The sequence below is a fragment of the Rhizobium mongolense USDA 1844 genome, assembly GCF_000419765.1.
GTDB lineage: Bacteria > Pseudomonadota > Alphaproteobacteria > Rhizobiales > Rhizobiaceae > Rhizobium > Rhizobium mongolense.
In genome coordinates, this window is record NZ_ATTQ01000002.1 from 372,569 (window position 1) to 394,734 (window position 22,166).

The 22,166-nt window shown below is 59.7% G+C and carries 23 protein-coding genes, 1 tRNA gene and 1 pseudogene; 15 read left to right on the top strand and 10 right to left on the bottom strand.

What is annotated here, in order from left to right; all coding sequences use genetic code 11:
• The gene (gene argB / locus A3C3_RS0104985) at positions 1-888 is read right to left on the bottom strand and encodes an acetylglutamate kinase (protein WP_022713519.1); all 888 of its coding nucleotides are present in this window, start codon (positions 886-888) and stop codon (positions 1-3) included.
• 146 nt (positions 889-1,034) lie between these two features.
• Between argB and A3C3_RS0104990 the strand changes: the two genes are divergently transcribed.
• The 3 genes from A3C3_RS0104990 to A3C3_RS0105000 all read left to right on the top strand — a co-directional run bounded on the left by A3C3_RS0104990 (position 1,035) and on the right by A3C3_RS0105000 (position 2,959).
• Complete coding sequence (locus A3C3_RS0104990) at positions 1,035-1,574, top strand: sigma-70 family RNA polymerase sigma factor (protein WP_022713520.1); 540 nt, start codon at positions 1,035-1,037, stop codon at positions 1,572-1,574.
• On the top strand, positions 1,571-2,293 hold the full coding sequence (locus tag A3C3_RS0104995; protein ID WP_022713521.1) for an anti-sigma factor: 723 nt from the start codon (positions 1,571-1,573) through the stop codon (positions 2,291-2,293). The genes A3C3_RS0104990 and A3C3_RS0104995 overlap by 4 nt, the downstream gene beginning before the upstream one ends.
• Positions 2,294-2,401: 108 nt before the next feature.
• The gene (locus A3C3_RS0105000) at positions 2,402-2,959 is read left to right on the top strand and encodes a fasciclin domain-containing protein (protein ID WP_022713522.1); all 558 of its coding nucleotides are present in this window, start codon (positions 2,402-2,404) and stop codon (positions 2,957-2,959) included.
• 45 nt (positions 2,960-3,004) lie between these two features.
• On the opposite strand, the gene yihA is transcribed toward A3C3_RS0105000, so the two are convergent.
• The 4 genes from yihA to rpmH all read right to left on the bottom strand — a co-directional run bounded on the left by yihA (position 3,005) and on the right by rpmH (position 6,149).
• The gene (gene yihA, locus A3C3_RS0105005; protein WP_022713523.1) at positions 3,005-3,661 is read right to left on the bottom strand and encodes a ribosome biogenesis GTP-binding protein YihA/YsxC; all 657 of its coding nucleotides are present in this window, start codon (positions 3,659-3,661) and stop codon (positions 3,005-3,007) included.
• 143 nt (positions 3,662-3,804) lie between these two features.
• Entirely contained in the window at positions 3,805-5,595 is a 1,791-nt protein-coding gene (gene yidC, locus A3C3_RS0105010; protein ID WP_022713524.1) for a membrane protein insertase YidC, read from the bottom strand.
• A complete protein-coding gene (gene rnpA / locus A3C3_RS0105015) occupies positions 5,595-5,993 on the bottom strand; it encodes a ribonuclease P protein component (protein ID WP_022713525.1) in 399 nt (132 codons plus the stop codon). Before rnpA ends, yidC begins: the two co-directional genes overlap by 1 nt.
• A 21-nt stretch (positions 5,994-6,014) precedes the next feature.
• On the bottom strand, positions 6,015-6,149 hold the full coding sequence (gene rpmH / locus A3C3_RS0105020) for a 50S ribosomal protein L34 (protein WP_016552555.1): 135 nt from the start codon (positions 6,147-6,149) through the stop codon (positions 6,015-6,017).
• Positions 6,150-6,603: 454 nt separating this feature from the next.
• On the opposite strand from rpmH, the gene A3C3_RS0105025 reads away from it, so the two are divergent.
• From A3C3_RS0105025 to A3C3_RS0105035, 3 genes are all read left to right on the top strand, one after another.
• Complete coding sequence (locus A3C3_RS0105025; protein ID WP_022713526.1) at positions 6,604-8,601, top strand: methyl-accepting chemotaxis protein; 1,998 nt, start codon at positions 6,604-6,606, stop codon at positions 8,599-8,601.
• Positions 8,602-8,731: 130 nt separating this feature from the next.
• On the top strand, positions 8,732-10,234 hold the full coding sequence (locus tag A3C3_RS0105030; RefSeq protein WP_022713527.1) for an ATP-binding protein: 1,503 nt from the start codon (positions 8,732-8,734) through the stop codon (positions 10,232-10,234).
• A gap of 122 nt (positions 10,235-10,356) precedes the next feature.
• Positions 10,357-10,433: transfer RNA gene (locus A3C3_RS0105035), tRNA-Arg, on the top strand.
• 574 nt (positions 10,434-11,007) lie between these two features.
• Here A3C3_RS0105035 and A3C3_RS0105040 read toward each other — a convergent pair.
• Positions 11,008-11,703: a TetR/AcrR family transcriptional regulator gene (locus A3C3_RS0105040; protein ID WP_022713529.1), complete on the bottom strand. Its 696-nt coding sequence runs from the start codon at positions 11,701-11,703 to the stop codon at positions 11,008-11,010.
• A 194-nt stretch (positions 11,704-11,897) separates the two neighbouring features.
• On the opposite strand from A3C3_RS0105040, the gene A3C3_RS0105045 reads away from it, so the two are divergent.
• Positions 11,898-12,386 carry a RidA family protein gene (locus A3C3_RS0105045; RefSeq protein WP_022713530.1) on the top strand — a complete coding sequence of 163 codons (489 nt, stop codon included), beginning with the start codon at positions 11,898-11,900 and terminating at the stop codon, positions 12,384-12,386.
• Here A3C3_RS0105045 and A3C3_RS48440 read toward each other — a convergent pair.
• Positions 12,277-12,636, bottom strand: coding sequence for a hypothetical protein (locus tag A3C3_RS48440; RefSeq protein WP_198019847.1), 360 nt, complete (start codon positions 12,634-12,636; stop codon positions 12,277-12,279). The two genes, A3C3_RS0105045 and A3C3_RS48440, sit on opposite strands and share 110 nt — an antisense overlap.
• A gap of 59 nt (positions 12,637-12,695) precedes the next feature.
• On the opposite strand from A3C3_RS48440, the pseudogene A3C3_RS45920 reads away from it, so the two are divergent.
• Positions 12,696-12,892 (top strand): annotated as a pseudogene (locus A3C3_RS45920) (hypothetical protein); the annotation flags it as partial.
• Here the strand turns inward: A3C3_RS45920 and A3C3_RS0105055 are convergent.
• Positions 12,876-13,346 (bottom strand): aminoacyl-tRNA deacylase, encoded by a 471-nt coding sequence (locus tag A3C3_RS0105055; protein ID WP_022713531.1) that lies wholly within the window; start codon positions 13,344-13,346, stop codon positions 12,876-12,878. The pseudogene A3C3_RS45920 and the gene A3C3_RS0105055 sit on opposite strands and share 17 nt — an antisense overlap.
• Before the next feature lie 209 nt (positions 13,347-13,555).
• Between A3C3_RS0105055 and A3C3_RS0105060 the strand changes: the two genes are divergently transcribed.
• The 7 genes from A3C3_RS0105060 to A3C3_RS0105090 all read left to right on the top strand — a co-directional run bounded on the left by A3C3_RS0105060 (position 13,556) and on the right by A3C3_RS0105090 (position 20,252).
• Positions 13,556-13,870, top strand: coding sequence for a hypothetical protein (locus A3C3_RS0105060; RefSeq protein WP_022713532.1), 315 nt, complete (start codon positions 13,556-13,558; stop codon positions 13,868-13,870).
• A 275-nt stretch (positions 13,871-14,145) separates the two neighbouring features.
• Positions 14,146-14,808 (top strand): class I SAM-dependent methyltransferase, encoded by a 663-nt coding sequence (locus tag A3C3_RS0105065; RefSeq protein ID WP_028739417.1) that lies wholly within the window; start codon positions 14,146-14,148, stop codon positions 14,806-14,808.
• A gap of 15 nt (positions 14,809-14,823) precedes the next feature.
• Entirely contained in the window at positions 14,824-15,459 is a 636-nt protein-coding gene (locus A3C3_RS0105070) for a TetR family transcriptional regulator (protein WP_022713534.1), read from the top strand.
• 436 nt (positions 15,460-15,895) lie between these two features.
• Entirely contained in the window at positions 15,896-17,149 is a 1,254-nt protein-coding gene (locus tag A3C3_RS0105075; RefSeq protein WP_183906871.1) for an alpha/beta hydrolase, read from the top strand.
• An 82-nt stretch (positions 17,150-17,231) separates the two neighbouring features.
• Positions 17,232-18,482 (top strand): NAD(P)/FAD-dependent oxidoreductase, encoded by a 1,251-nt coding sequence (locus A3C3_RS0105080; protein WP_022713536.1) that lies wholly within the window; start codon positions 17,232-17,234, stop codon positions 18,480-18,482.
• A gap of 9 nt (positions 18,483-18,491) precedes the next feature.
• Positions 18,492-19,202, top strand: coding sequence for an SDR family oxidoreductase (locus tag A3C3_RS0105085; protein ID WP_022713537.1), 711 nt, complete (start codon positions 18,492-18,494; stop codon positions 19,200-19,202).
• Positions 19,203-19,214: 12 nt separating this feature from the next.
• The gene (locus A3C3_RS0105090; protein WP_022713538.1) at positions 19,215-20,252 is read left to right on the top strand and encodes a proline racemase family protein; all 1,038 of its coding nucleotides are present in this window, start codon (positions 19,215-19,217) and stop codon (positions 20,250-20,252) included.
• Between the two features lie 3 nt (positions 20,253-20,255).
• On the opposite strand, the gene A3C3_RS0105095 is transcribed toward A3C3_RS0105090, so the two are convergent.
• Positions 20,256-20,732: an RbsD/FucU family protein gene (locus A3C3_RS0105095; protein ID WP_022713539.1), complete on the bottom strand. Its 477-nt coding sequence runs from the start codon at positions 20,730-20,732 to the stop codon at positions 20,256-20,258.
• Positions 20,716-21,963, bottom strand: coding sequence for an ROK family transcriptional regulator (locus A3C3_RS0105100; protein WP_022713540.1), 1,248 nt, complete (start codon positions 21,961-21,963; stop codon positions 20,716-20,718). Before A3C3_RS0105100 ends, A3C3_RS0105095 begins: the two co-directional genes overlap by 17 nt.
• Positions 21,964-22,166: the final 203 nt, after the last annotated feature.

Genomic DNA, 22,166 nt, shown 5'->3' on the forward strand with positions numbered 1-22,166 from the left:
TCACGGAACGATCAGCGTTCCGGCGCCGTGTTCGGTGAAGATTTCGAGCAGCACGGAATGGGCCGTCGTGCCGTTCAGGATGACGACGCCCTGGACGCCGGCCTTGATCGCGTCGATGCAGGTTTCGACCTTCGGGATCATGCCGCCGGAAATCGTGCCGTCGGCGATCAGCGCGTGCGCTTGCGAAACCGAGAGCTCCTTGATGAGGTTGCCCTGCTTGTCGAGCACGCCGGGAACGTCCGTCAGGAAGAGCAGGCGCGTGGCATTCAGTGCGCCAGCGATGGCGCCTGCGAAGGTGTCGGCATTGATGTTGTAGGTTGCGCCGTCGCGGCCGGGCGCGACCGGGGCGATGACCGGGATCATTTCCGAACGGGCGAGCAGGTCGAGCAGCGTACGGTCGACTTCGACGACCTCGCCGACGAAGCCGAGATCGAGCACGCGCTCGATGTTCGAATCCGGGTCCTTGATCTTCTTTTGCGCCTTTTCGGCAAAGACCATGTTGCCGTCCTTGCCGCAGAGCCCGATCGCCCATTCGCCCGTCTGGTTGATGAGTGCCACGATCTCCTTGTTGATGGAGCCGGCAAGCACCATCTCGACGATCTCGACGGTCTTGGCGTCGGTGACGCGAAGACCGCCTTCGAACTTCGATTCGATGCCCATCTTCGTCAACATCGCGCCGATCTGTGGTCCGCCGCCGTGGACGACGATCGGATTGACGCCGGATTGCTTCAAAAGCGCGATGTCGCTGGCGAAGGCCTTGCCGAGCTCGGGATTGCCCATGGCATGGCCGCCGTATTTGACGACTATTGTCTTGTTCTCGTAACGCTGCATGAAAGGCAGCGCCTGTGCGAGAAGGCGTGCTTGGGTTTCGCTTTCGGACTGGTTCATGGCATACCCCGCAGAATAGATCGCGGCCTTTTATCTCAAGTTTTTGACAGATGGAATAATGCCCTGCGCATTAGTTGCTCCGCCTCTTGTCAATTTGAGCCGGCCGCCGTTTATTGGCATCGTGTCAAAGATAGACGGGCCGCGGCATGACGAGCGAGGAAATCGCGCAATTGATAGGCCGCATCGCCATGGCCGACCGGAAGGCTTTCGCCGATCTCTACAAGGAGACGAGCCCGAAACTTTTCTCCATATGCCTGCGTATCCTGAACGATCGTGTTGAAGCCGAGGAAGCGTTGCAGGAGGTTTATGCAAAGATCTGGCAGCGCGCCGGGGCTTTCGTGGCCAACCAAGGTACGCCGTCCTCCTGGCTCGCGGCGATTGCCCGCAACCAGGCGATCGATATGATGCGGGCGCGAAAGCCTGTCGCCGACGAGTTGAACGGTGAATACGATCTTCCCGATCCTGGCCTCGACCCGGAAAAGCAGGCCGTGTTGTCTGATGAAGGAAGGCGGATTGACACCTGCATGGAAGAGTTGGAAGCTGATCGGGCGCAGGCGGTGAAGAAGGCCTATGTCGAAGGACTAAGCTATCAGGAACTTGCCGATCAGTTTGGCGTTCCGCTGAACACCATGCGGACATGGCTGCGGCGCAGCCTTTTGAAGCTGAGAGAGTGCATGGAGCGATGACATCGCCGGATCAAAGCAAGGGAGGCCGTTCCCGTGATGAAGTGCTCGCCGGCGAGTACGTGCTTGGTGTTCTTTCGTTTCAGGATCGCCGGGTGGTCGAGGAGCGCATGCGCCGGGACCGCCAGTTTGCCGCAATCGTCAGCCGCTGGGAAACGAACCTCTCTGCTTTCAACGACGATTATGAAGTGGCCGCGAGCCCGGGCCGGGAGACGTTCAAGCAGATCGAGGCACGCCTTTTCGGCGAACCGGAGCTTTCGCGGTCCTTCTCGCGCGGCCTTTGGAATTCCGCGGTCTTCTGGCGCTCGCTGACCTTCGCTTCGCTGGTCGTTGCGATCGGTGCCATAATTTTCGCCTCCGGCAACGTTCCACCGCCGAAAGGTCAATCGCCACTGTTTGCCGAATTGTCGTCCGCCGACAGCCAGGTCAATCTGCTTGCCTCTTACGACGCCCAAAGCGGCCGCCTCCGCATCGTGCCTGTTGCGGCGGGCGGGGCTGAGAATAAATCACTGGAGCTCTGGCTGGTGCCGGCAAGCGGCACTCCAAAGTCGCTCGGCATTTTCCACTCGGATGAAGATGGCGAGCTTGTTGTTCCTGCCGATCTGCGCGGCGGCATTGCCGACGGTACGACGCTCGCCGTCAGCCTTGAGCCTTTTGGTGGTTCGACGACCGGTGCACCGACAGGACCGGTTGTCGCCAGTGGCACCACGCATCGCCGCTAAAAAATCGTCTCGTCTGAAACTCTTTCTGCATCGCCTCGTACATCTCGATGTCCGGGCGGGCCGAGGCATTCCGCACGCGAACCGGCGCCGGACGTGAGGAGAATGGTCATGATGAAGTCAGCTTTGCGCACCATTGCGCTTGCCACTGCCGTATCCGCAATCGCTTTTGCTGTGCAGGCCGCCAACCCCATGGTGGGTGGCGCTCCGATGTTCCCGACGAAGAACATCATCGACAATGCCGTCAACTCGAAGGACCACACCACCCTGGTCGCGGCGGTGAAGGCCGGCGGTCTCGTCGGCACGCTCGAAGGCAAAGGTCCGTTCACTGTTTTCGCGCCGACGAACGAGGCTTTCGCCGCCCTGCCGAAGGGCACGGTCGAGACGCTTCTCAAGCCGGAAAACAAGGCCGCGCTCGTCAAGGTGCTGACCTGCCACGTGGTTGCGGCAGATGCGATGGCGAAGACCGTCGCCAAAATGATCAAGGACGATGGCGGCGAACACGACATCAAGACGGTGGGCGGCTGCGTGCTGAAAGCCAAGGAAAGCATGGGCAAGATCACGCTGACCGATGAAAGGGGAGGCACAGCACGCGTGACGATCGCCGACGTCAAGCAGTCGAACGGCGTAATCCATGTCGTTGACAAAGTGCTTCTGCCTAAGACGTGATGGATTTATGGACGAAGGAGGGGAGGCGCCTGCGGGCGCCTCCCCTCAGTTCCAGTTTTTGATCTCGACCGTTTCGGCAATGGCTTGGCGCAACTCATCCAATCCCTCGCTCTTCTCGGAAGAGGTGGCAATAACGAATGGGAAGGCCGCCGGACGCTTTTTGATCTTCTCTGCCGTTTCCGCGAGCAGCTTGGCGACCGCGGGCGGCTTGATCTTGTCGGTTTTGGTGAGAACAATCTGGTAGGAAACGGCGGCCTTGTCGAGCAGGCTCAGAACGTCATCGTCGTTCTTCTTGATGCCATGACGGCTGTCGATAAGCACGTAGACGCGCTTCAGCGTAGCGCGGCCGCGCAGATAATCGAACACGAGTTTCGTCCAGGCGTCGACCTGGTCTTTCGGCGCTTGCGCATAACCGTAGCCCGGCATATCGACGAGCGCCATCGGCGGCAGGTCGCCGCCTTCGCCGGAATAACCCTCCGGAACGAAGTAGTTCAGCTCCTGCGTCCGGCCCGGCGTATTCGAGGTACGCGCCAGTCCCTTATGTCCGACAAGCGCATTGATGAGCGACGACTTGCCGACATTCGAGCGCCCGGCGAAGGCCACTTCCAGCGGCCCTTCCGGTGGCAGGAACTTCATGGAAGGCACGCCGCGGATGAAGATCCACGGCCGCCCGAAGAGTGGCTTTTCGTTGTTTTGCGTCATTCCGCTTTTCCAGCGCGTCCTAATCCATTGCGCATACGGCATTCAGGTTTCGCATGATTTTGTCAACCAACGGTCCCCGATGCGCCCTCATTGGAAACAGGTTGCCGAAAAGAAAAAGCCCCGCCGAAGCGAGGCTTCCTCGTTCATTTCGATGGCGCCGGTTTTCGCCGGAACAAGCCCTTGAGATTGTCGAAGAGCTCGATCTTCACACCGTGGCGGCGCATGATTACCCCCTGCTGAATAACGGAGAGCGTATTGTTCCAGGCCCAGTAGATGACGAGGCCGGCCGGGAAGCTTGCCAGCATGAAGGTAAAGACCAGCGGCATCCAGTTGAAGATCATCGCCTGCGTTGGGTCGGGCGGCGTCGGGTTCATGCGCATCTGCACGAACATCGTAACACCCATGATCAGCGGCCATACGCCGAGATGCAGGAGGGCGGGCGCTTCGAAGGGGAGCAGACCGAAGAGGTTGACGATCGTGGTCGGATCGGGGGCCGAGAGGTCCTGAATCCAGCCGAAGAACGGCGCATGCCGCATTTCGATCGTGATATAGATGACCTTGTAGAGCGCGAAGAAGACCGGGATCTGCAAGGCGATCGGCCAGCAGCCGGCAATCGGATTGATCTTCTCTTCCTTGTAGAGCTGCATCATCGCCTGCTGAAGGCCCATTCGGTCGTCGCCGAATTTGGCTTTGAGCTCTTCCATCTTCGGCTGCACGCGCTTCATGTTCGCCATCGAGGCGTACTGCTTGCTGGCGAGCGGGAAGAACAGCCCCTTGACGACGATTGTCGTCAGCAGGATCGCGACGCCGAAATTGCCGAAGTAGCGGAAGAAGAAATCCATCAGCTTGAACATCGGCTTGGTGATGAAATAGAACCAGCCCCAGTCGATCAGCCGGTCGAAGCGCGGGATTTGGTAGGAGGCCTCGTAGCCGTCGATGACCGGAACTTCCTTGGCGCCGGCAAAGACGAGGTTCTTGAGCTCGATCGACTGTCCGGGAGCAACGGTTACTGCGTCTTCCTTATAGTCGGCCTGATAGCGTGGCTGGCCATCGGTGAAATGCGAGAAGCGGGCTTCATAAGCCGATTTCTGCGGCGGCACGATCGTTGCGGCCCAGTACTTGTCGGTGATGCCAAGCCAGCCGCCGGTGGATTTGGCGGGGGTGACGGCTTCTTTCTCGACGGCAGAGTACTTGCTCTCGACCAGGCCGTCGCCGATGACGCCGATGAAGCCCTCGTGCAGGACGTAGACGGAGGGCGTCGTCGGCTTGTTGTAGCGGGTAACGCGCCCGTAGGACGAAATGGAAGCCGGCGTACTTCCGCTGTTCGTCACCTTGTCCGTGACGGTGAACATGTAGCGGTCGTCGACCGAAATCGTACGCGCAAAGGTCAGGCCCTTGTCATTGGTGTAGGTCAGCGTCACCGGGGACTTGTCGGTGAGCTTGGCGCCTTCCGGCGCCGTCCATACGGTCGACGGACCGGGAACTGCTCCGGTCTGGTCGCTGCCGATATAGCCGAGTTCGGTAAAGTAGCCGTCCTTGGTGTCAGCCGGCGAAAAAAGCGTAATGATCGGGCTGCTCTTGTCGACCGTCTCGTGATAACCCTTGAGCTTCAGGTCGTCGAGGCGGGCACCTGCCAGGTTGACGGAGCCAGAGAGCGCTTCCGTGTCGATGGCGATGCGCGGCGCCTTAGCAAGCGCTTCCTCGCGCGTTGCGGTCGCGGCGGCCTGGCCGGTCGGCGCGGCGCCACTTGTTTGCGGTGCGGGCTGGCCGCCTGCAGCAGGAGCCTGTGTTTGCTCGCTCTGCTGCTGCGCTTTTTGGGCTTCCTGCGCCTTGCGCTGAGCCTCGATGCGCGGGTTCATGTAAAGAAACTGCCAGCCGAGAACGATCAGCACCGAGAGAGCGATCGCAATGAAATAATTGCGGTTGTTTTGCATCATACGTTCCTGGGGCGTCCGTGGGAGGATCGCCTGTGTTTCGGCTTGCTTTCGACGCGTGCCTTAAGCTCCGCGCTCAATTCCTTGAAGGACGCCGTCAGGCAGTCTCTTCGCGCGACAACCACATAGTCGTGTCCGGGCTGCATTGCAAACCCCACATGAAGTCGCACCGCCTCTTTGAGGCGGCGTCGCATGCGGTTCCGTTCGACCGCGTTGCCATGTTTTTTTGTGACGGTGAAGCCGACGCGGGCTTCGGTTTCGGGCTCTTTCCGGTCGAGAACCTCGAGCAGGAAGAGGCCACCCTTGCGCTTTTCGCCGTTGCGGACAGCAAGAAACTGCGGGCGGCTTTTCAACCGCCCTGCAGTGTTTTTTTCAGTGGTCGTCAATTCGCCCGCCATCTGTTATCGGGCAATCCGGCCTTAGGCCGAAAGACGCTTGCGGCCACGCGCGCGGCGGGCAACGATGACCTTGCGGCCGCCCTTGGTAGCCATACGCGCACGGAAACCGTGGCGGCGCTTGCGGACAAGCTTCGATGGTTGGTAGGTACGCTTCATTTATTTAAACACCGCGGAGTGCGGCCCTTCTTGAATTTGCATATTGCAAGGAGCGTTGTTTTTCGAACGGGCGAGGCCAAAGACCGAAGTGACCGAACGTGCGGCGGCTTATACGGATGAAGCCTCAAGAAGTCAATTATCGCCCCGGTGATTCATCTGCCAGCCGTTTAAGACTGTAAAAATTCGCATCATGGTATTAACTATTGTACTCAACACGTCGAAAGGTTGAATTTTGCTGATTTTATCTTGATGGGCATGCTATCGGCGATGCTTCTACTCAAGTTTATGCAATTTTTGCGAAGAATGCCGTTGATGCGCGGATAATATGGATAATTTTTTGTAGTTCTAAACCATCACATTCGAAATGTAACATTAAGACATTTAGCCGATCTTCATTCCATCGGCTGGGAATTTGCTTTCCAGACTGTCGTTAGTCCCTCAGGAGGCATTTCCGTTGAAAATCCGCGGCAAGATCAATTTGCTCGTTTCCGTTATGGCAGCTGTCGCCCTTATTATTGGCGCAACCGCCCTTATTGCCATGAACGAGTACAACAACAAATTCAGCGCCTATAAGAGTGCCTCACAGCGTGCCTATGCTGGCGAGCGGCTCAACCGCTTCGTGACAGCAACAGTTATGGAAGCCCGCGGCATCTACGCTGCGAAGGAAATCAAGGATACCGGCAACTTCGCCAAGGGACTGATGGCAGATCTCGACGAGATCGACAAGGTCATCGCCGGATGGGCGCCGCTCGTTCCCGAGAGCCAGAAGGAGAGCTTCGGAAAGCTCGTCGAGCGCGCCAAGGAATTCCGCACCTTCCGCACTGAAACGGCCCGTCTCGGCACTGAAGTCGGGCCGGCAGCCGCCAACACCCAAGGCAACAATGAAGCCAACCGCGCGAACCGAAAGGCCTTCCAGGCCGAGATCGATGCGATCGTAAAGACCGACAAGGCCGAGCTGCAGGCCGTCGATGCCGAGATCGAAGCTTTCCGTGCTTCGCTGTTCTGGCTCGTGCTTGCCATTGCCGGCGTGGGCATTTCGACAGGCGTCGGCATGGGCGTTTACATCGGTACCAGTCATCTCAGCCGTCCGATCAAGCGCGTAACGACCGCCATCAATGAAGTCGCCAACGGCAATTTCGACGCGGATGTGCCCTATGCCGGCCGTAAGGACGAGATCGGCGAGATGGCCGCCGCCGTCGCCGTCTTCAAGGAGAACGGGTTGGCCATCAAGCGGCTGCATGCGCAGGAAGCGGCCATGCGCACCAAGAGCGACGACCTGCAGTCGAGCATGTCTGTGGTGGTCGCTGCCGCGGCTGCCGGTGATTTCAGCCGCCGTATCGAGAAGGACTATGAGGACGAGAATCTCAATCAGTTTGCAGGCAATATCAACACGCTGCTTTCGAGCGTCGATGCCGGCGTCGGCGAAACCCGCCGCGTCATTGCAAGTCTTGCCGATGGCGATCTGACACAGACCATGCGCGGCGACTTCCAGGGCGCCTTCGCCGAGTTGCAGCAGAACGTCAACAACACGTTCCAGACGCTGCAGACGACCATGCGCGAGATCCGCGAGACCACCGAAGCGATCAACGGCAACACCAACGAGCTCCGCGTTGCCAGTGACGATCTCTCCAGGCGCACGGAACAGCAGGCGGCAGCCCTCGAACAGACCTCCGCAGCTCTCGACGAGATCACGGCCGTCGTGCAGAACTCGACGGAACGGGCCCAGGAGGCCAGCATCATGGTCTCGGAAGCGAAGGATGATGCCGGCCGCTCCGGCGTCGTCGTCCGTAACGCGGTCGATGCCATGGGCCGCATCGAGCAGGCATCGCGCGAAATCAGCCAGATCATCAACGTAATCGACGAGATCGCTTTCCAGACCAACCTCCTCGCACTCAATGCCGGTGTCGAGGCGGCACGGGCCGGAGAAGCGGGCAAGGGCTTTGCCGTCGTCGCGCAGGAGGTTCGCGAGCTCGCCCAGCGCTCGGCAACGGCCGCAAAGGACATCAAGGCGCTCATCACCAAATCCGGCGATGAAGTTCATGTCGGTGTGAAGCTGGTGCAGGCAACCGGCGAGGCGCTTGGCGAGATTGAAACCCGCGTCATCGCGATCAACGATCACATTCACTCGATCGCGACCGCGGCCAAGGAACAATCGACCGGCCTTAAGGAGGTCAACACCGCCATAAACCAGATGGACCAGGTGACGCAGCAGAATGCAGCGATGGTCGAGGAAACCTCGGCTGCGACGCACAAGCTCTCCGCAGAAGCCGACGGTCTCGTCAATCTTATTGCCCATTTCAGGATATCGAATGCTGCTGCAGCGCCGCTCGCCGTTGCCCGCCGCGAAGAACACCGTCCGGTCGCCTCGCCGGCGCGCCGCGTGATGAAGACCGTCTCGCGGGCCTTCAACGGCAACGCGGCGGTTGCCGGGCAGAATTGGGAAGAATTCTGAGTATCGTCGACAGTCAGAAAACGCCGCCTCCGGGCGACCGGCTTGCCGTCGCTCGCGAAGATTTGAAAGCGCACTTCGATCGGCTAATATAGAAGTCTGGTTTCAGGCGCTTAGCCGATCGGAAATGACGATGCCGGATCAACAGCAAGGCGGAAATTCGACTGTCGACATTGCGGCGGACGGCGCAGATGGCCGTCCGGCGGGTGCGTTCGGCGGCCTGTCGGGCAAGCTGCTTTGGCTGACTGTCCTGTTCATCATGCTCGCCGAAGTGCTGATCTTCTTCCCTTCCATCGCCAGCATGCGCATCCGCTGGCTGGAGGACAAGCTGAACACGGCTGCTGCCGCCGCCATCGTTATCGATGGCCTGCAACCCGTCGAACTGCCGTATGCTTTGCAGAAGGAAACATTGGCGGCGACCGGCACGAAGGCGATCGTTCTTCGCAAGGAAGGCACCTCCAGGCTTCTCGCGATGAGCAGCATGCCGACATCCGTCGATGAGCAGTATGACCTGACCAAGGCCACGCCCATCAGTTCCATGGGAGACGCATTGGACACGCTGCTTTTTGGCGGCAACCGCATCATCCGCGTTTACGGCCCGGTCGGCGAGACGAACATGGGCGTCGAAGTGCTGATGAAGGAAAGGCCGTTACGCACGGCGATGCTCGTCTATGCACGCAATGTTCTGCTCCTCTCCGTGCTGATCTCGCTCTTTACCGCGACGCTGATTTTCTTCGTGATTAATCGCATCCTGATCCTCCCGATCCGCAGGCTGACCGGCAACATGCAGCAATTTTCAGCCGATCCGGAAAACCCGCAGCATGTCTTCGTGGGCGATGGCGGGCGCGATGAACTGGCGGTCGCGGGACGGCGTCTGACGGCGATGCAGATGGAACTGCAAAAGACGCTGAAGCAGCAGAAGAATCTTGCGGCACTTGGCCTTGCGGTCTCAAAGATCAATCACGACATGCGCAACATCCTCGCCTCGGCGCAGCTGATGTCAGACCGTCTCGTAGATGTCGATGACCCGATGGTTAAGAGCTTCGCACCGAAGCTGCTGCGTACGATCGATCGCGCTGTCGGCTATACGACGGAAGTGCTCTCCTTTGGTCAGGCAAGCGAATCGGCGCCGCGCCGCCGGCGGGTCAGGCTCTACGATCTGACGCAGGACGTGCGGGATATGCTGGCGATCGATCCGCAGAGCGGCGTTGAGTTTGCCGAGCAGATGCCGCCGGACATAGAGGTCGATGCTGATAGCGAGCAGCTCTTCCGCGTGATTCACAATCTCTGCCGGAACGCGTTGCAGGCGTTGACCGGCGAAACCGCCCCTGACGGCATTAAACGCATCACTGTATCGGCGCAGCGTGTCGGTAGCGTCGTCAGCATCATCGTTGACGATACCGGGCCAGGCATGCCGATGAAGGCCCGGCAGAATCTTTTTGCGGCCTTCCGCGGTTCGGCCCGCAGCGGCGGCACAGGCCTCGGACTTACGATCGCGCGCGAACTGGTCCTCGCGCATGGCGGCACGATCGCCCTCGTCGAAAAGCCCGCGGCCGGCACGCAGTTCCGCATCGAAATCCCGGACCGGCCGGTTTCGCTGGAGGACTATCGTTCGCGCACCCAGTCGGAAAAGTGATGCAAATTCCGCAACTCAGCCATCTGCAACCAAAGTCGTGATTTTTTTCGAATTGCTATTGCATTCACCCAAAGGACGCTTTAGAGGATCGCCCACGCAAGCGGCACGGCCGCTTTTGGCACGCACCCGTAGCTCAGCTGGATAGAGCACCAGACTACGAATCTGGGGGTCAGGAGTTCGAATCTCTTCGGGTGCGCCATTCTTTCCTTTTAGTTTACAATAGTTTACGCGAGCACCACGCAAACTGCGCCGGATGCGCGCTTCGAACCTGTCGCAAAGAGCAACCACGTCTTCGGAAAAGAGCGAATTGGTGCAAGCCATGCAGATTCGCCACCCTGTCTTCCTGGCCACACGGGGCGGATTGTGGTGATAGTCCAGCACTGGTTCCCGCCGTGATCCTCCGTCAAAGTCCATCGCTGCGGCTCAATGAACCCTGATAGTTGGCTTTCAGCTTTTGCGCTGGCTGCGGCGCTGGCGCTCACCCTTGCCGGTGCAACACCCTTGGTCGTGCGCGGGGTTGCCGTGAAGGTGCTTGGTACCGTCTAAGAGCAGGTTCCGGGAGTCAACTCCTGTTCAGATTTCAGCAAAGAAGTGTTCGCCTGTCTCTTCATCGGGAGGAGCGATTGCGATCATTTGCGGGCTGGAGCTTGCCAGAGTTTACATTTATGTCTTTTTACTAAGTGATGCTGAGTGAACCGCCAATGATGCAAACCTTGAGCACTGAGGTAGGCAACAGCGCCCACTCATTTGCACACGAGATTAAGAAGAGTTCATTATTTTGGAGAGAGGCCATCGAGCAGGAAGCCGAGGCCTTTCCTGAAAGCACCATCCCAATCGTCATCCAACAGCAGGCGGCAGCGTTCAATTGTTGGGTAGCGTTCGCTGAGATGCTCAAGTCGCTTCTGAGCAGCGGCCCTATCGTCGTCCGAGAGGTCGAAGCCCGCCCGGGTGATGGTGGCGCCCATCACATAGTTCCAGAGCGACCATATCGCGACGTTCAGATCTGCGTCCGCTACACCGGCCCTGGACAATGTCTTGCTCAGCAGTTCTAGGCGACTGAGGATGTTCGGGCCGAGCGCCCGGCGCGGCAACAGCGATGCCGACCAAGGATGGCGCAGCATGCTGGCGCGCCAGTCTTCGAGCATATGAACGACTTCTCCGCGCCAGTCTTGAGACTGAACTGTCTGCGGCGATCCGCGATATTCGAGCACCGCGTCGAGCGCCAGATCAAAGACATCCTCTTTGTTGTCGACGTGCCAATATAGGCTCATCACGCCCGAGCCGAGGCGATCTGCCAGCCGGCGCATCGTTAGGCCGTCGACTCCGTGAGCGTCCAGAAGTTCTGCCGCGGTCGCTACGATGCGTTCCCGAGAGAGAGGCGGTTCACTGCGCGGCTCCTGCGCGGGCTGGGACCATTGACTTATCCGTTGCGGCCGTTTGCTCCGGGCTCCGCTACGTTTGGCTGTCATCCGTCTTCCTTTGCTGATTAGAACGTCGATCTAAGCCGACAATACGACGAATGTCGATCCTGGCCGATTGACTCGTACGACGTACGATGCAAAACGTACGTCGTACGAGTCCATCGCATGAGCGATGGGTTAAAGATCAATCCTGCCGGCCGCGAGGATACGTTGCGCGCAGTCCGCAGAGCCAAGAAAAAATCATGTCACATGCAATCAAGCATCTGCTTATCGGAGGGCTAATCATCATGACCATGGGCGTCCCCACTACGACGACGGCCAATGAGAACGATCTCAAGCTGACCATCGTCAATCCAAAAAACCTTTACGACCCGACGCCGAATGGCTACAGCACGGCGGTGATCGTGCCCCGTGAGGCCCGGCTGGCCTACATCTCCGGCCAGGGCGGCCAAGACAGCACTGGAGCCTTGTCGCCCGACTTCGCTGTCCAGGTTGAGCAGGCCTACGCAAATTTGCGCACGGCTCTCGATGCGCTCGGCGCACGGCCGGACCAGGTTGCCAAGCTCACGGTCTTCGTGGTCGATCACGATATGTCCAAGCTTGAGGTGTTGACCAGAAGCGTCAAGGAAATGTTCGGCGAAGCACTGCCGGCACAGACACTGATTCCCGTTCCCAAGCTTGCAATTGACCCGATGCTCTTCGAGGTGGAAGCCGTGGTCGTGCTTCACTAGCGGGCGACGCTGCTGACCCAATCGCGAAAAATGAAATCGGTCGAGCGCGCCGCCGCAGCCGGTGCTCACAATCACGAGGGCCGAGCAACCAGGCTTGGCCGCTTGCAAGCGGGGGATTTCCGAGGGGGCGCGAAGCACCGCCGATAGGTATCGCTTCAACGGAGAGCGGCTGCCCTTCCTCCACGATCATAGACGCCGTGTTCCGACGCAGGATGTTGATTGCAGCATTGTGGTCGGCATGGGCGCGCAAGCCGCATTGGCAACAGCGGAAAGTCGCTTGGCTGCCTGTCCACGGCTCCGCAGCCCGAACAGAAGGGCGATCCGGGTTGCGCCATCGGGGCTGTATTCGAGGTCGCCGCGATAGTGGGCATCCGGCTGTTTGATGCCGACCAGGCGACGCTCGCCACAGGCATATCCGCCACCACCTGACCTTGGCCCTTTTGCCCAAGTCCGTACGCCCGTCAAGGCCGCGACCCGGGATCGTGACATCTACGGGAGGTGGCTGAAGCGGGCGATTTGCGCATCCTTCATCAGGCTGCGAAAATTGGGCCCACTGACATGCACGAGTGTCTTGTGGTCACCGCCTTCGAAATAGACATCGCTCGCGTCGCCGAGGCTTTCGTCTAAGATCACTGGCACATCGTAAGCGGGTCCGATGGGTGGTACCGCGCCAATGTCGCAATCCGAAAAAAGCGAGCTGACCTCCTCCTCCGAGGCGAGGCCAAGACGCCTGTTCATCAGATCCTGCAATGTGGAGAGCTCGATGCGGTGTGTGCTCGGTACAACGGCTAGGACATACCCCGTTTCGTGATGTACGACCACGGATTTGGCCAGCCTGCTGCCCGGAATATGCGCGGCTTGCGCCGACTGGCTGGTTGTTGCTGTGCGGTGATGAGCGACGGTGTCGTAAGCGATACCCTCACCGGCTATATAGTCCTGAAGTTTTCCTGCGATCGGCATCGTAGGCACTCCCTATGTTTGCCTGGGACGCATAAGCGACATTTTCCTCTCATCATGCGGGAAGTCAACGGCGAATGGGCGGCCGCAAGTGTAAGCGGTTGGGAAACCAACTTGTTACGGCCGTCGATCAACTTGCTTAGCTTCGCGCAATCTTGCGCATGTATCTGCGTTCTGCGCCGCGATGGTGCGGAGCGGGGCGGGAGAGAATTATGAAGGCGAGTACCCAGGTTGGGATTTCGATGATGGCGGTCGCGGTCATTCTTGCCGGATGTGTCACCTATGCCGACAAGCCGGTTCTCTATCCCGTCGGCAGCCCGGTCAATCCGCCATTCGTTGCCCACGTCATGTGCATCGGCGAAGCCAATGCGATGTATGGCGAAGCGATGCAGCAATATAAACTGCGTGCACAGATGACTCGCGATTATGACAGCGCCGAAGCAGAAGCGCTCTCGCGCGGCGCGGCGCGCAGGCAGTATGACGCCTGCGCTTCGTCCGAAGGCTATCGCGCGGTCTACGATCGATAGGGCAGTCTGAAACGCTCTCTTTGACGTAAGGAGAACTGCTTGCTGGCCGGTCTGGCAGCAACTGTCTGCGAGCGTCGAAAAATCTGGCTCGTATCGTTGCACCAAGTGCAAAAATGCACTAGATATAAAAGCGCAATAATTGAAAGGATAGGATCCCGTTCAATTGGGATGAATGACCTGGACACGCTGCGCGGCTGATGGCCTCCTGGAATTGCCGTTCTGAAGGCGATGCCTGGCAGGTAATGACGCTGCATTTCAAAAGTGGGCCAATCAACATGACCGCAAACATTGCATGCTCGGATTTCCTGCATTTCTTCCGTTCGTGGATCAGCAATCCACTTCGCGTCGCTGCAATCGCTCCCTCCGGGGTTTCGCTCGCCAAGCTGATGACGAAGGAAATCGCGGCGCTTGACGGGCCGATCATTGAACTGGGCCCCGGTACGGGTGTTTTCACGCGGGCGCTGCTTGCGCGCGGGCTCAAAGAGGCGGATTTGACGTTGATCGAATATGGCCCCGAATTCATCGATGGCCTCAAGGCTCGCTTTCCGTCCGCCCGTGTCTTGCAGATGGATGCGGGTCATTTGGCACATGCCGGCATCTTCCAAGGCGAGCCGGTCGGGGCGGTGGTCAGCGGCTTGCCGCTGCTTTCGATGTCGCCGCGCAAGATCACCGCCATTCTCGCCGGCGCTTTCACCTACATGCGGCCTGGCGGTGCGTTTTATCAATTCACTTACGGTCCACGCTGCCCTGTGCCGCGGCCAATCCTCGACCGGATGGGGCTCAAGGCAACGCATATCGGCGGCACGATGCGGAACCTGCCGCCTGCCGCAGTCTACAGAATTTTGCGCCGCAAGCCGCTTGAGCTCTCGCGGGAGCGCTTCAAATATCATAGCCGGGAAGCGGAGATCGAAACGGCCGCAGGAGACGCTGGCGGCTGATGCAATCGGACGCAAATGGCTGAATCGAAACAGACCGGCACTGCAGAAGGGCGCCGCGAGCGCAAGCGGCGCCAGACGCGCGAGCGCATTGAGCAGGCGGCAATGACGCTGTTTCTCGAACGCGGCTTTGATGCAACGACGATCGAGGACATCACGGATTCCGCCGACGTGTCGAAGCGCAGCTTTTTCGATTATTTCCCCTCAAAGGAAGAGGTCGTCTTCGCCTGGCAAGATTCTTTTGCCGACCGGCTGATGGCTGCCATCGCCGCAAGGCCAAAGAGCCAGTCGCCCTTGACGGTTGTTGAAGAAGCAATCGTGGAAACCGTTGCCGCTTCCGCCAATGAACGTGGTCTCGCCCTTGGTGAACTCATCCGTCGCACACCCGTGCTGAAAGCGCGCGATCAGATGAAATATGCAAAACTTGAGCAGAAGCTGACGGAAGCATTGATCGCAAGAAGCGGCGAAGGGAAGGAAGTCCGGGCGCGGATGCGGCTTCTCTCTGCGATCGTCATCGGAACATTGCGTGTCGGCGGTGAGCGCTGGCAGGAACGTCCGCCAGAAGGCCCACTCGAGGCCTTTGCGAGGGAGCTTTTTGCGGATCTTTGGAAGATGCTGGCGGATTTTGGCGACGAGGCGAAAAATCGGCTTTAGGTTATCGCATTTTAACCGAACGTTATTTTGACCAGCTGATCAAAGTTGCTGCAAAATGAGGCGTCTTCGCAAAGATTGCGTGTCGAGCCATGCGTAAGGTGCATTGCTGCATTGCGGTAATAGCCCTATTCTCGATCAAATCAATCGGGTATTTATAGCTTCGTAAGTAGCGCACTCCTCCTCCCAGCGCTCTTACGCAGACTGGTAACACTCCTCCTCCCAGTTGCCAGTCAGGATCAAGAGCCCGGTGCACCTCCTCCCGCACCGGGCTCTTTTCTATTTCAGCCCTGAAAATCAGTCTGCCCATCGATTGCGAGGCTCACCGGCTGCTTGCCTTATTTGACTCCCCTTACGCCCACGGCTTATTTGAGCAGCAGCCAGAGCGCTCAGCCAGGCGTCGATGTTGGAGTAGGGGATGTTTGACGGATCGGGGGCCATGCGGAAGACGCTTGCGAGCCTGGCGCTTGCTGCCTTCCTGTTATCGGCCTGCGGCGGACGGCACGTCGGCGTGATGACGCCGGTGGGATCCGTGCAGCCGGGCACGTCGAAAGTCGACCTTCTCGTCGCAACCACGCGCGCACAGGACAAGGATCCCGCCGTCCTCTTTTCTGGCGAGCGCGGCACCGGACTGATGGTCACTGCGGTCAACGTTTCGATACCGCCGGATGCCAATCGCAAGATCGGTCAGGTGCAATGGCCGAAGCGCCTGCCGGCCAATCCGCTTCGCGATTTCGTCACCGTGTCCGTCGATCCGCTGGAAGGAGAGCAGGCAGGCGAGGTTTGGCTGAAGAGCCATATGCCGAAGAGCCGCCGCGTGCTGGTCTTCGTCCATGGCTTCAACAATCTTTACGAGGATTCCGTTTACCGCTTCGCGCAGATCGTTCACGATTCGCATGCGGACGTGGCGCCGGTCGTCTTCACCTGGCCGTCGCGCGGAAGCATCTTCGACTATAACTACGACAAGGAAAGCACGAATTATTCCCGCGATGCGCTGGAAGAGCTGCTGCGCCGCACCGCCCGGAACCCGGCAGTCAGCGATATCACCATCATGGCGCATTCCATGGGCACTTGGCTGACCGTCGAGGCGCTGCGCCAGATGGCGATCCGGGACGGGCATGTTGCAAGCAAGATCAACAACGTCATCCTTGCCTCACCCGATCTCGACGTTGATGTTTTCGGGCGGCAATTCGTGAGCCTCGGCGAGGAGAGGCCGCACTTTACCATCTTCGTTTCGCGGGACGACCGCGCGCTGGCGCTTTCGCGCCGCATTTCCGGCAATGTCGATCGCCTCGGCCAGATCGATCCTTCGGCGGAGCCTTATCGCAGCAAGCTCGAGGCGGCGGGCATCACCGTCCTCGATCTCACCAAGCTCAAGGGCGGCGACAGGCTGAACCACGGCAAATTCGCCGAAAGCCCGGAAGTCGTGAAGCTGATCGGCGACCGGCTGATCGCCGGCCAGACGATCACCGATTCGCAGGTCGGTCTTGGCGAAGCGGTTGGTGCCGTCGCGATCGGTGCCGCGCAGACGGTCGGCAGCGCGGCCAGCGTTGCCGTCAGCACCCCGATCGCGATCTTCGATCCGCGCACGCGCCGCAACTATGATGCCCAGTTGAAGCGCTTCGGCCAGTCGGTGGAGAATACCGCGGGCTCGGTCGGCGATACGGTCGGTGCCGGTTTGCCGACACAATAAAATTCCTCATAGGCATTCACCTCATTCTGATATATCACAACGCAAGTCCTGCCGCTAAAATCTTGCCTTGATGGATAATGATATGACGAATGAGAGGAAGCAGACCGTCGCCGTTGTCGGCGCAGGCGTCATCGGCGCATCGATTGCTTTCGAAATGCAGCAACGCGGCTTTCAGGTGACGCTGATCGACAAGGGCGAGCCGGGGCGTGGTACGTCCTACGGGAATATGGCGAGCATCGCGCTCGATTTCACCGCCGGTTCTGGTCCGGCGACCTGGAAGAAAATTCCCCGCTGGCTGATGGATCCCGAGGGGCCGGTCTGGCTGCGTCCGTCTTACGCTCCGAAAATGCTTCCTTGGTTCTTGCGTTTCATCGCGGCCGGCCGCCGGTCCCGTCTGCGCGGGATCGAAGATGCAGGCATGAACCTGACGCGCCGGGCGCTAGGCGATTTCCGGACCATGCTTTCTGCAATCGGCGCACCGGAACTCATGACGGAGGAGGGCTGCCTCGCCATCTATGAGACGGAAGCTGAATTCGCCGCCGACCGCGGCCATATCGAGTTAATGCAGCGCTATGGCTTCGATTTCGAGATCTTGAACGGCGGCGCGATCCGCCACTACGAGCCGGAACTTTCACCCTCGATCGCGAAGGCCGTGCTTTTGCCGGACAACAAATCGATCCGTGATCCCTATCAATTGGTGGTCAAGCTTGCGGACGCCGCCCAGGCGGCGGGCGCGCGCTTCGTTTCAGGTGTCGTGCGCAATATCGAACGCAAACCGGCGGGCGATGCTGTCGTGCTGCTTCAGGACGGCGGCCGCATCGAGGTCAACTCCGCGGTAATGGCAGCCGGTGTGCACACGCGCGAGCTTGCCGCAAGGCTTGGCGAGCCGATCCCGCTGGAGACCGAGCGCGGCTATCACACGCAGATCATGAAGCCTGGCATCTCGATGCGCTATTCGGTCATCTGGCCGCATCGCGCTTTCATGGTGACGCCGACGGCCGGCGGCATTCGCGTCGGCGGCAACGTCGAACTGGCGGGTCTCGACGCGCCGCCGGATTTCCGCCGCCCGCGATTGCTCGTGCGCCATGCGCAACGTGCGCTGCCGGGTTTGAAGGTCGAAGAGACAACCGAATGGATGGGCCATCGCCCGGCGCTGCCGGATACGATCCCGATCATCTCGCCTTCATCGAAGATGCCGGGCGTCTGGTATGCAACCGGCCACGGCCATCTCGGCCTGACGCTTTCGGCGACGACAGCGAAGCTGATCGCCGATATGGTGATGGGGGGCAAACCCGCCGTCGACATGACCCCTTTCCGCATAAACCGATATTAGGAGGAACCGATGTCCGATACCACGAAGCCCGTAGCGCTGATCACCGGTGGCGGCCGCGGCATGGGCGAGGCGATTGCCCGCGAACTGGCCGCACAGGGCTATCGTCTGGCGCTGATGTCGCCCTCCGAAAGCTGCGAGACGCTGGCCCTCGAGCTTGGCGGCGTTGCCTGGCGCGGCGTGGCGGAAAAGGCTGAAGACATCCAGGCGATTTTCGACCTGACGATGAAGACCTATGGCCGCATCGACGCTGTCGTGAACCATACCGGTCATCCGCCGAAGGGCGATCTCCTGGATATCACTGATGAGATGTGGACGCTCGGTTCCGACATGATGATCCTGTCGCTGGTGCGCATGACCCGCCTCGTGACGCCCGTCATGCTCAAGCAGGGCAAGGGCGCTTTCGTAAACGTCACGACCTTCGCCGCCTATGAACCGTCACTGATCTTCCCCGTTTCCTGCACCTATCGCGCCGCGGCAGGCGCCTTCACCAAGCTTTATTCGGATCGCTATGCTGCGGATAATATCCGCATGAACTGCATCCTGCCCGGTTATATCGACAGCCTTAACCACAAGCCGGAAACCGCTGACAAGATCCCGATGAAGCGGATCGGCCGTATGGAAGAAATCGCAAAGACCGCTGCTTTCCTGCTTTCCGACGACGCGGGCTACATCACGGGTCAGAATATCCGCGTCGATGGCGGCGTCACGCGTCACGTTTGATAGGAGTAAAAAATGAGGTGGAAGCGTACCATCCAGCTTCTGGACGTTCACTGCGAAGGCGAGATCGGCAAGGTCGCGATTGGCGGTCTGCCGAAAATTCCCGGCGAAACCGTTGCCGCGCAGCTTCACTGGTTGAATACCGACCCCAAGGGGACCGAGCTTCGCCGTTTCCTCTGCCTCGAGCCGCGCGGCGCGCCGATCGGGTCCGTCAATCTGCTCTTGCCGGCCAAGCATCCTGATGCCGATGCAGCCTTCGTCATTCTGCAGCCCGATCAGGCGCATGCGAGTTCGGGCTCGAATTCGATTTGCGTCGCCACCGCGCTGCTCGAATCGGGCATCGTCGAAATGAAGGAACCTGAAACGGTTGTTACCCTGGAGACTGCGGCCGGTCTGGTAAAGGCGCTGGCAACCTGTCGCGATGGCCGCTGCGAGAAGGTGCGGCTCACCATGGTTCCGGCTTTCGTCCATCAACTGGACGTCGAGATCCAAACGCCGCATTGGGGCAAGGTCAAAGCGGACATCTGCTATGGCGGCATCTTCTACGCATTGATCGATGTCCGCCAGATCAACCTGACGATTGAGAAGACGAATGCGGCAGGCCTCGTTCAGGCAGGAATGATCCTCAAGGAGATCATCAATCGCGACATCCCGGTCATACATCCGGAAATTCCAGCCATCTCAGGTGTTGCCTATGTGATGTTTCGCGATACCGAGCCGGATGGCGCGGTGCGCACCTGCACGACCATGTGGCCCGGCCGCGCCGACCGCTCGCCCTGCGGCACCGGCAGCTCGGCGAACCTGACTGCGCTCCATGCACGCGGCAAGGCCAAGGTCGGCGATATCTTCATGTCACGCTCGATCATCGGCTCGGAATTCGAGGTTGGCTTGCAAGCGGTGACCGAAGTTGCAGGCCGCCCGGCCATCATCCCGACGATCACCGGCCGCGGTTTCACCTTCGGCCTGTCGCAGGTGGCGCTCGACCCCTTCGATCCGCATCCGGACGGCTTCGCGCTGACGGATGTCTGGGGGCCGCAGGCGGGCGAGATTTAAGCGTTAATAGTCGAAAGGCTCGACTGCCCCCTTGGCGCCTTCGCCGGCAGCCTTCGGATAGATGACGCCCTTGCGCAGGATGATGTTGGCATAAAGACGCGGCTCGCTTGTCTGAATGACGGCGTAGGCGGCGCGAACGCGGTTATAGAAATCCTGGCCGACGAGCGGCGTCACCTGGCGATGCGGCTCGTGCTTGGCGCAGCAGTCGATCATTTCCTCGTGCACGGGATCGAGCTTGTCACGCTCGGCCTTGACGGTCGAGCGGAAGATCGCTTCCGGCACGAAATCGTCGATCGGCAGCACGCTGAGAACCGCGTCGAGCACCGGTACGACGCCGTGGCCGTCGAGACGGATCAGGCGACGTCCATGCTCGACACCCGGATAATTGCCGTCGACGATGGCGATCTCGTCGCCATGGCCCATCTCGCGCAGCGTCGAAAGCAGTTGCGGACTTAAGAGCGGATCAAGTCCCTTCAGCATTTTCGATCTCCTTGAAAAGCACATTCTGGTCGGTCAGATAGCGCGCAAAAATCGGCAGGCTCGCGCCACCGATCGCGCGCGCTTGCGCCCCCACCACACCCTCGATGATCTCTGGCATCACAACACCCTGCAGGTCGAGTTTCGCGGCCTCGCGGGTTGTTGCGCTTACGATGCGTTTGCGCACCCAGCCGGGGAAGCCGCCGTCGATGACGGCTGCGCTGAAATCGATGATCGAGGCAGCGGCAACGATCGCCTGCGCCAAGGCTTTCGCGGTATCCTGGATCCAGGTCTCCATCGGCGCGCCGAAATCCACCCAGTCGTCGGCGGAGTACCAGAGCGGCTGAGGGTCGATGCCTTTCTCGCGCAACATGTTTTCGAGCACGAAGATCGAGGCAATATCGAGAAGCTGGCGGTTCTCGCCGTTCTTGCCGCGCACCGGAAGCGGGCCGATCGCGCCGGCAGTGCCAGTTCGGCCGGAGAAGATCGCCGAGTTGAGGACGATGCCGCCGCCGATGAACGAGCCTATGAAAAGATAGACGAAATCCGGGTAGGATGGGCCGACGCCGAAGACGAGCTCAGCGCCGCAGGCGCTGGTCGCATCGTTTTGCAGATAGACCGGATGTGAAACGCGTGCGGCAACTTCGGCCTGCAGGTCGAACCCGCGCCAGACTTCCATCGCGCCCTCCGGCGCCCCGACCTCGTCTGCCCAGTTCCAAAGCTCGAAGGGCGCGGCGATGCCGATGCCTGCGATCCGGCTCCGTTGCCTCTCGTCGAGTTTGCTTTCAAGCTCCCGGATGCCGGAAATGATGAAGGCGAGAATTTCGTCGGGTTGGGGATAGGCATATGTCTGGTGCAACTGCATGCGGATGCGCCCGACGAAATCCATCAAAACCAGATCGGCGCTGCGCCGGCCCATCTTTACGCCGAAGGAATAGACGGCGTCGGGATTGAGGTGCATTGGGATCGACGGCTGGCCGACGCGGCCGCGAACGGGTTCGCCTCTTGAAAGCACCCCCTCTCTCTCCAGTTCCCTCATGATGACGGAAACGGTTTGAGCAGAAAGGCCGCTGCGGCGTGCGATATCGGCCTTCGAAAGCGAGCCGTAGAGGCGCACCAGCGAAAGGACCAACCGCTCGTTATAAGCGCGCACCCTGACCTGGTTCGCGCCTCCCGCCGGGTTCAGAATAGGTGGTGTGCCCGGCGCGTGCGTCGGACCGTCCAAGGACGACATTGGGCCACTCCTCCCGTTCATTGGCCTATGCCTGATTTTTGATCAACATGCCACATGGAATTAATAATTCAATTGGATTTATTTATTGACAAGCGAATTTCTTTTCGTTCTTAATTGCGATCGTCAACATGTGGGGCGGCTTTGGAGGAGGCCTTTGACTGAATCTGCGGTGTCGTCCCGTATCTCAAATTCCGGTTCTGCCA

What these genes read in the sequence shown, in the direction of transcription:
- argB (WP_022713519.1), bottom strand. Translation starts at nt 888, where the DNA reads ATGAACCAGTCCGAAAGCGAAACCCAAGCACGCCTTCTCGCACAGGCG.
- A3C3_RS0104990 (WP_022713520.1), top strand. Translation starts at nt 1,035, where the DNA reads ATGACGAGCGAGGAAATCGCGCAATTGATAGGCCGCATCGCCATGGCC.
- A3C3_RS0104995 (WP_022713521.1), top strand. Translation starts at nt 1,571, where the DNA reads ATGACATCGCCGGATCAAAGCAAGGGAGGCCGTTCCCGTGATGAAGTG.
- A3C3_RS0105000 (WP_022713522.1), top strand. Translation starts at nt 2,402, where the DNA reads ATGATGAAGTCAGCTTTGCGCACCATTGCGCTTGCCACTGCCGTATCC.
- yihA (WP_022713523.1), bottom strand. Translation starts at nt 3,661, where the DNA reads ATGACGCAAAACAACGAAAAGCCACTCTTCGGGCGGCCGTGGATCTTC.
- yidC (WP_022713524.1), bottom strand. Translation starts at nt 5,595, where the DNA reads ATGCAAAACAACCGCAATTATTTCATTGCGATCGCTCTCTCGGTGCTG.
- rnpA (WP_022713525.1), bottom strand. Translation starts at nt 5,993, where the DNA reads ATGGCGGGCGAATTGACGACCACTGAAAAAAACACTGCAGGGCGGTTG.
- rpmH (WP_016552555.1), bottom strand. Translation starts at nt 6,149, where the DNA reads ATGAAGCGTACCTACCAACCATCGAAGCTTGTCCGCAAGCGCCGCCAC.
- A3C3_RS0105030 (WP_022713527.1), top strand. Translation starts at nt 8,732, where the DNA reads ATGCCGGATCAACAGCAAGGCGGAAATTCGACTGTCGACATTGCGGCG.
- A3C3_RS0105040 (WP_022713529.1), bottom strand. Translation starts at nt 11,703, where the DNA reads ATGACAGCCAAACGTAGCGGAGCCCGGAGCAAACGGCCGCAACGGATA.
- A3C3_RS0105045 (WP_022713530.1), top strand. Translation starts at nt 11,898, where the DNA reads ATGTCACATGCAATCAAGCATCTGCTTATCGGAGGGCTAATCATCATG.
- A3C3_RS0105055 (WP_022713531.1), bottom strand. Translation starts at nt 13,346, where the DNA reads ATGCCGATCGCAGGAAAACTTCAGGACTATATAGCCGGTGAGGGTATC.
- A3C3_RS0105060 (WP_022713532.1), top strand. Translation starts at nt 13,556, where the DNA reads ATGAAGGCGAGTACCCAGGTTGGGATTTCGATGATGGCGGTCGCGGTC.
- A3C3_RS0105065 (WP_028739417.1), top strand. Translation starts at nt 14,146, where the DNA reads ATGACCGCAAACATTGCATGCTCGGATTTCCTGCATTTCTTCCGTTCG.
- A3C3_RS0105070 (WP_022713534.1), top strand. Translation starts at nt 14,824, where the DNA reads ATGGCTGAATCGAAACAGACCGGCACTGCAGAAGGGCGCCGCGAGCGC.
- A3C3_RS0105075 (WP_183906871.1), top strand. Translation starts at nt 15,896, where the DNA reads ATGCGGAAGACGCTTGCGAGCCTGGCGCTTGCTGCCTTCCTGTTATCG.
- A3C3_RS0105080 (WP_022713536.1), top strand. Translation starts at nt 17,232, where the DNA reads ATGACGAATGAGAGGAAGCAGACCGTCGCCGTTGTCGGCGCAGGCGTC.
- A3C3_RS0105085 (WP_022713537.1), top strand. Translation starts at nt 18,492, where the DNA reads ATGTCCGATACCACGAAGCCCGTAGCGCTGATCACCGGTGGCGGCCGC.
- A3C3_RS0105090 (WP_022713538.1), top strand. Translation starts at nt 19,215, where the DNA reads ATGAGGTGGAAGCGTACCATCCAGCTTCTGGACGTTCACTGCGAAGGC.
- A3C3_RS0105095 (WP_022713539.1), bottom strand. Translation starts at nt 20,732, where the DNA reads ATGCTGAAGGGACTTGATCCGCTCTTAAGTCCGCAACTGCTTTCGACG.
- A3C3_RS0105100 (WP_022713540.1), bottom strand. Translation starts at nt 21,963, where the DNA reads ATGTCGTCCTTGGACGGTCCGACGCACGCGCCGGGCACACCACCTATT.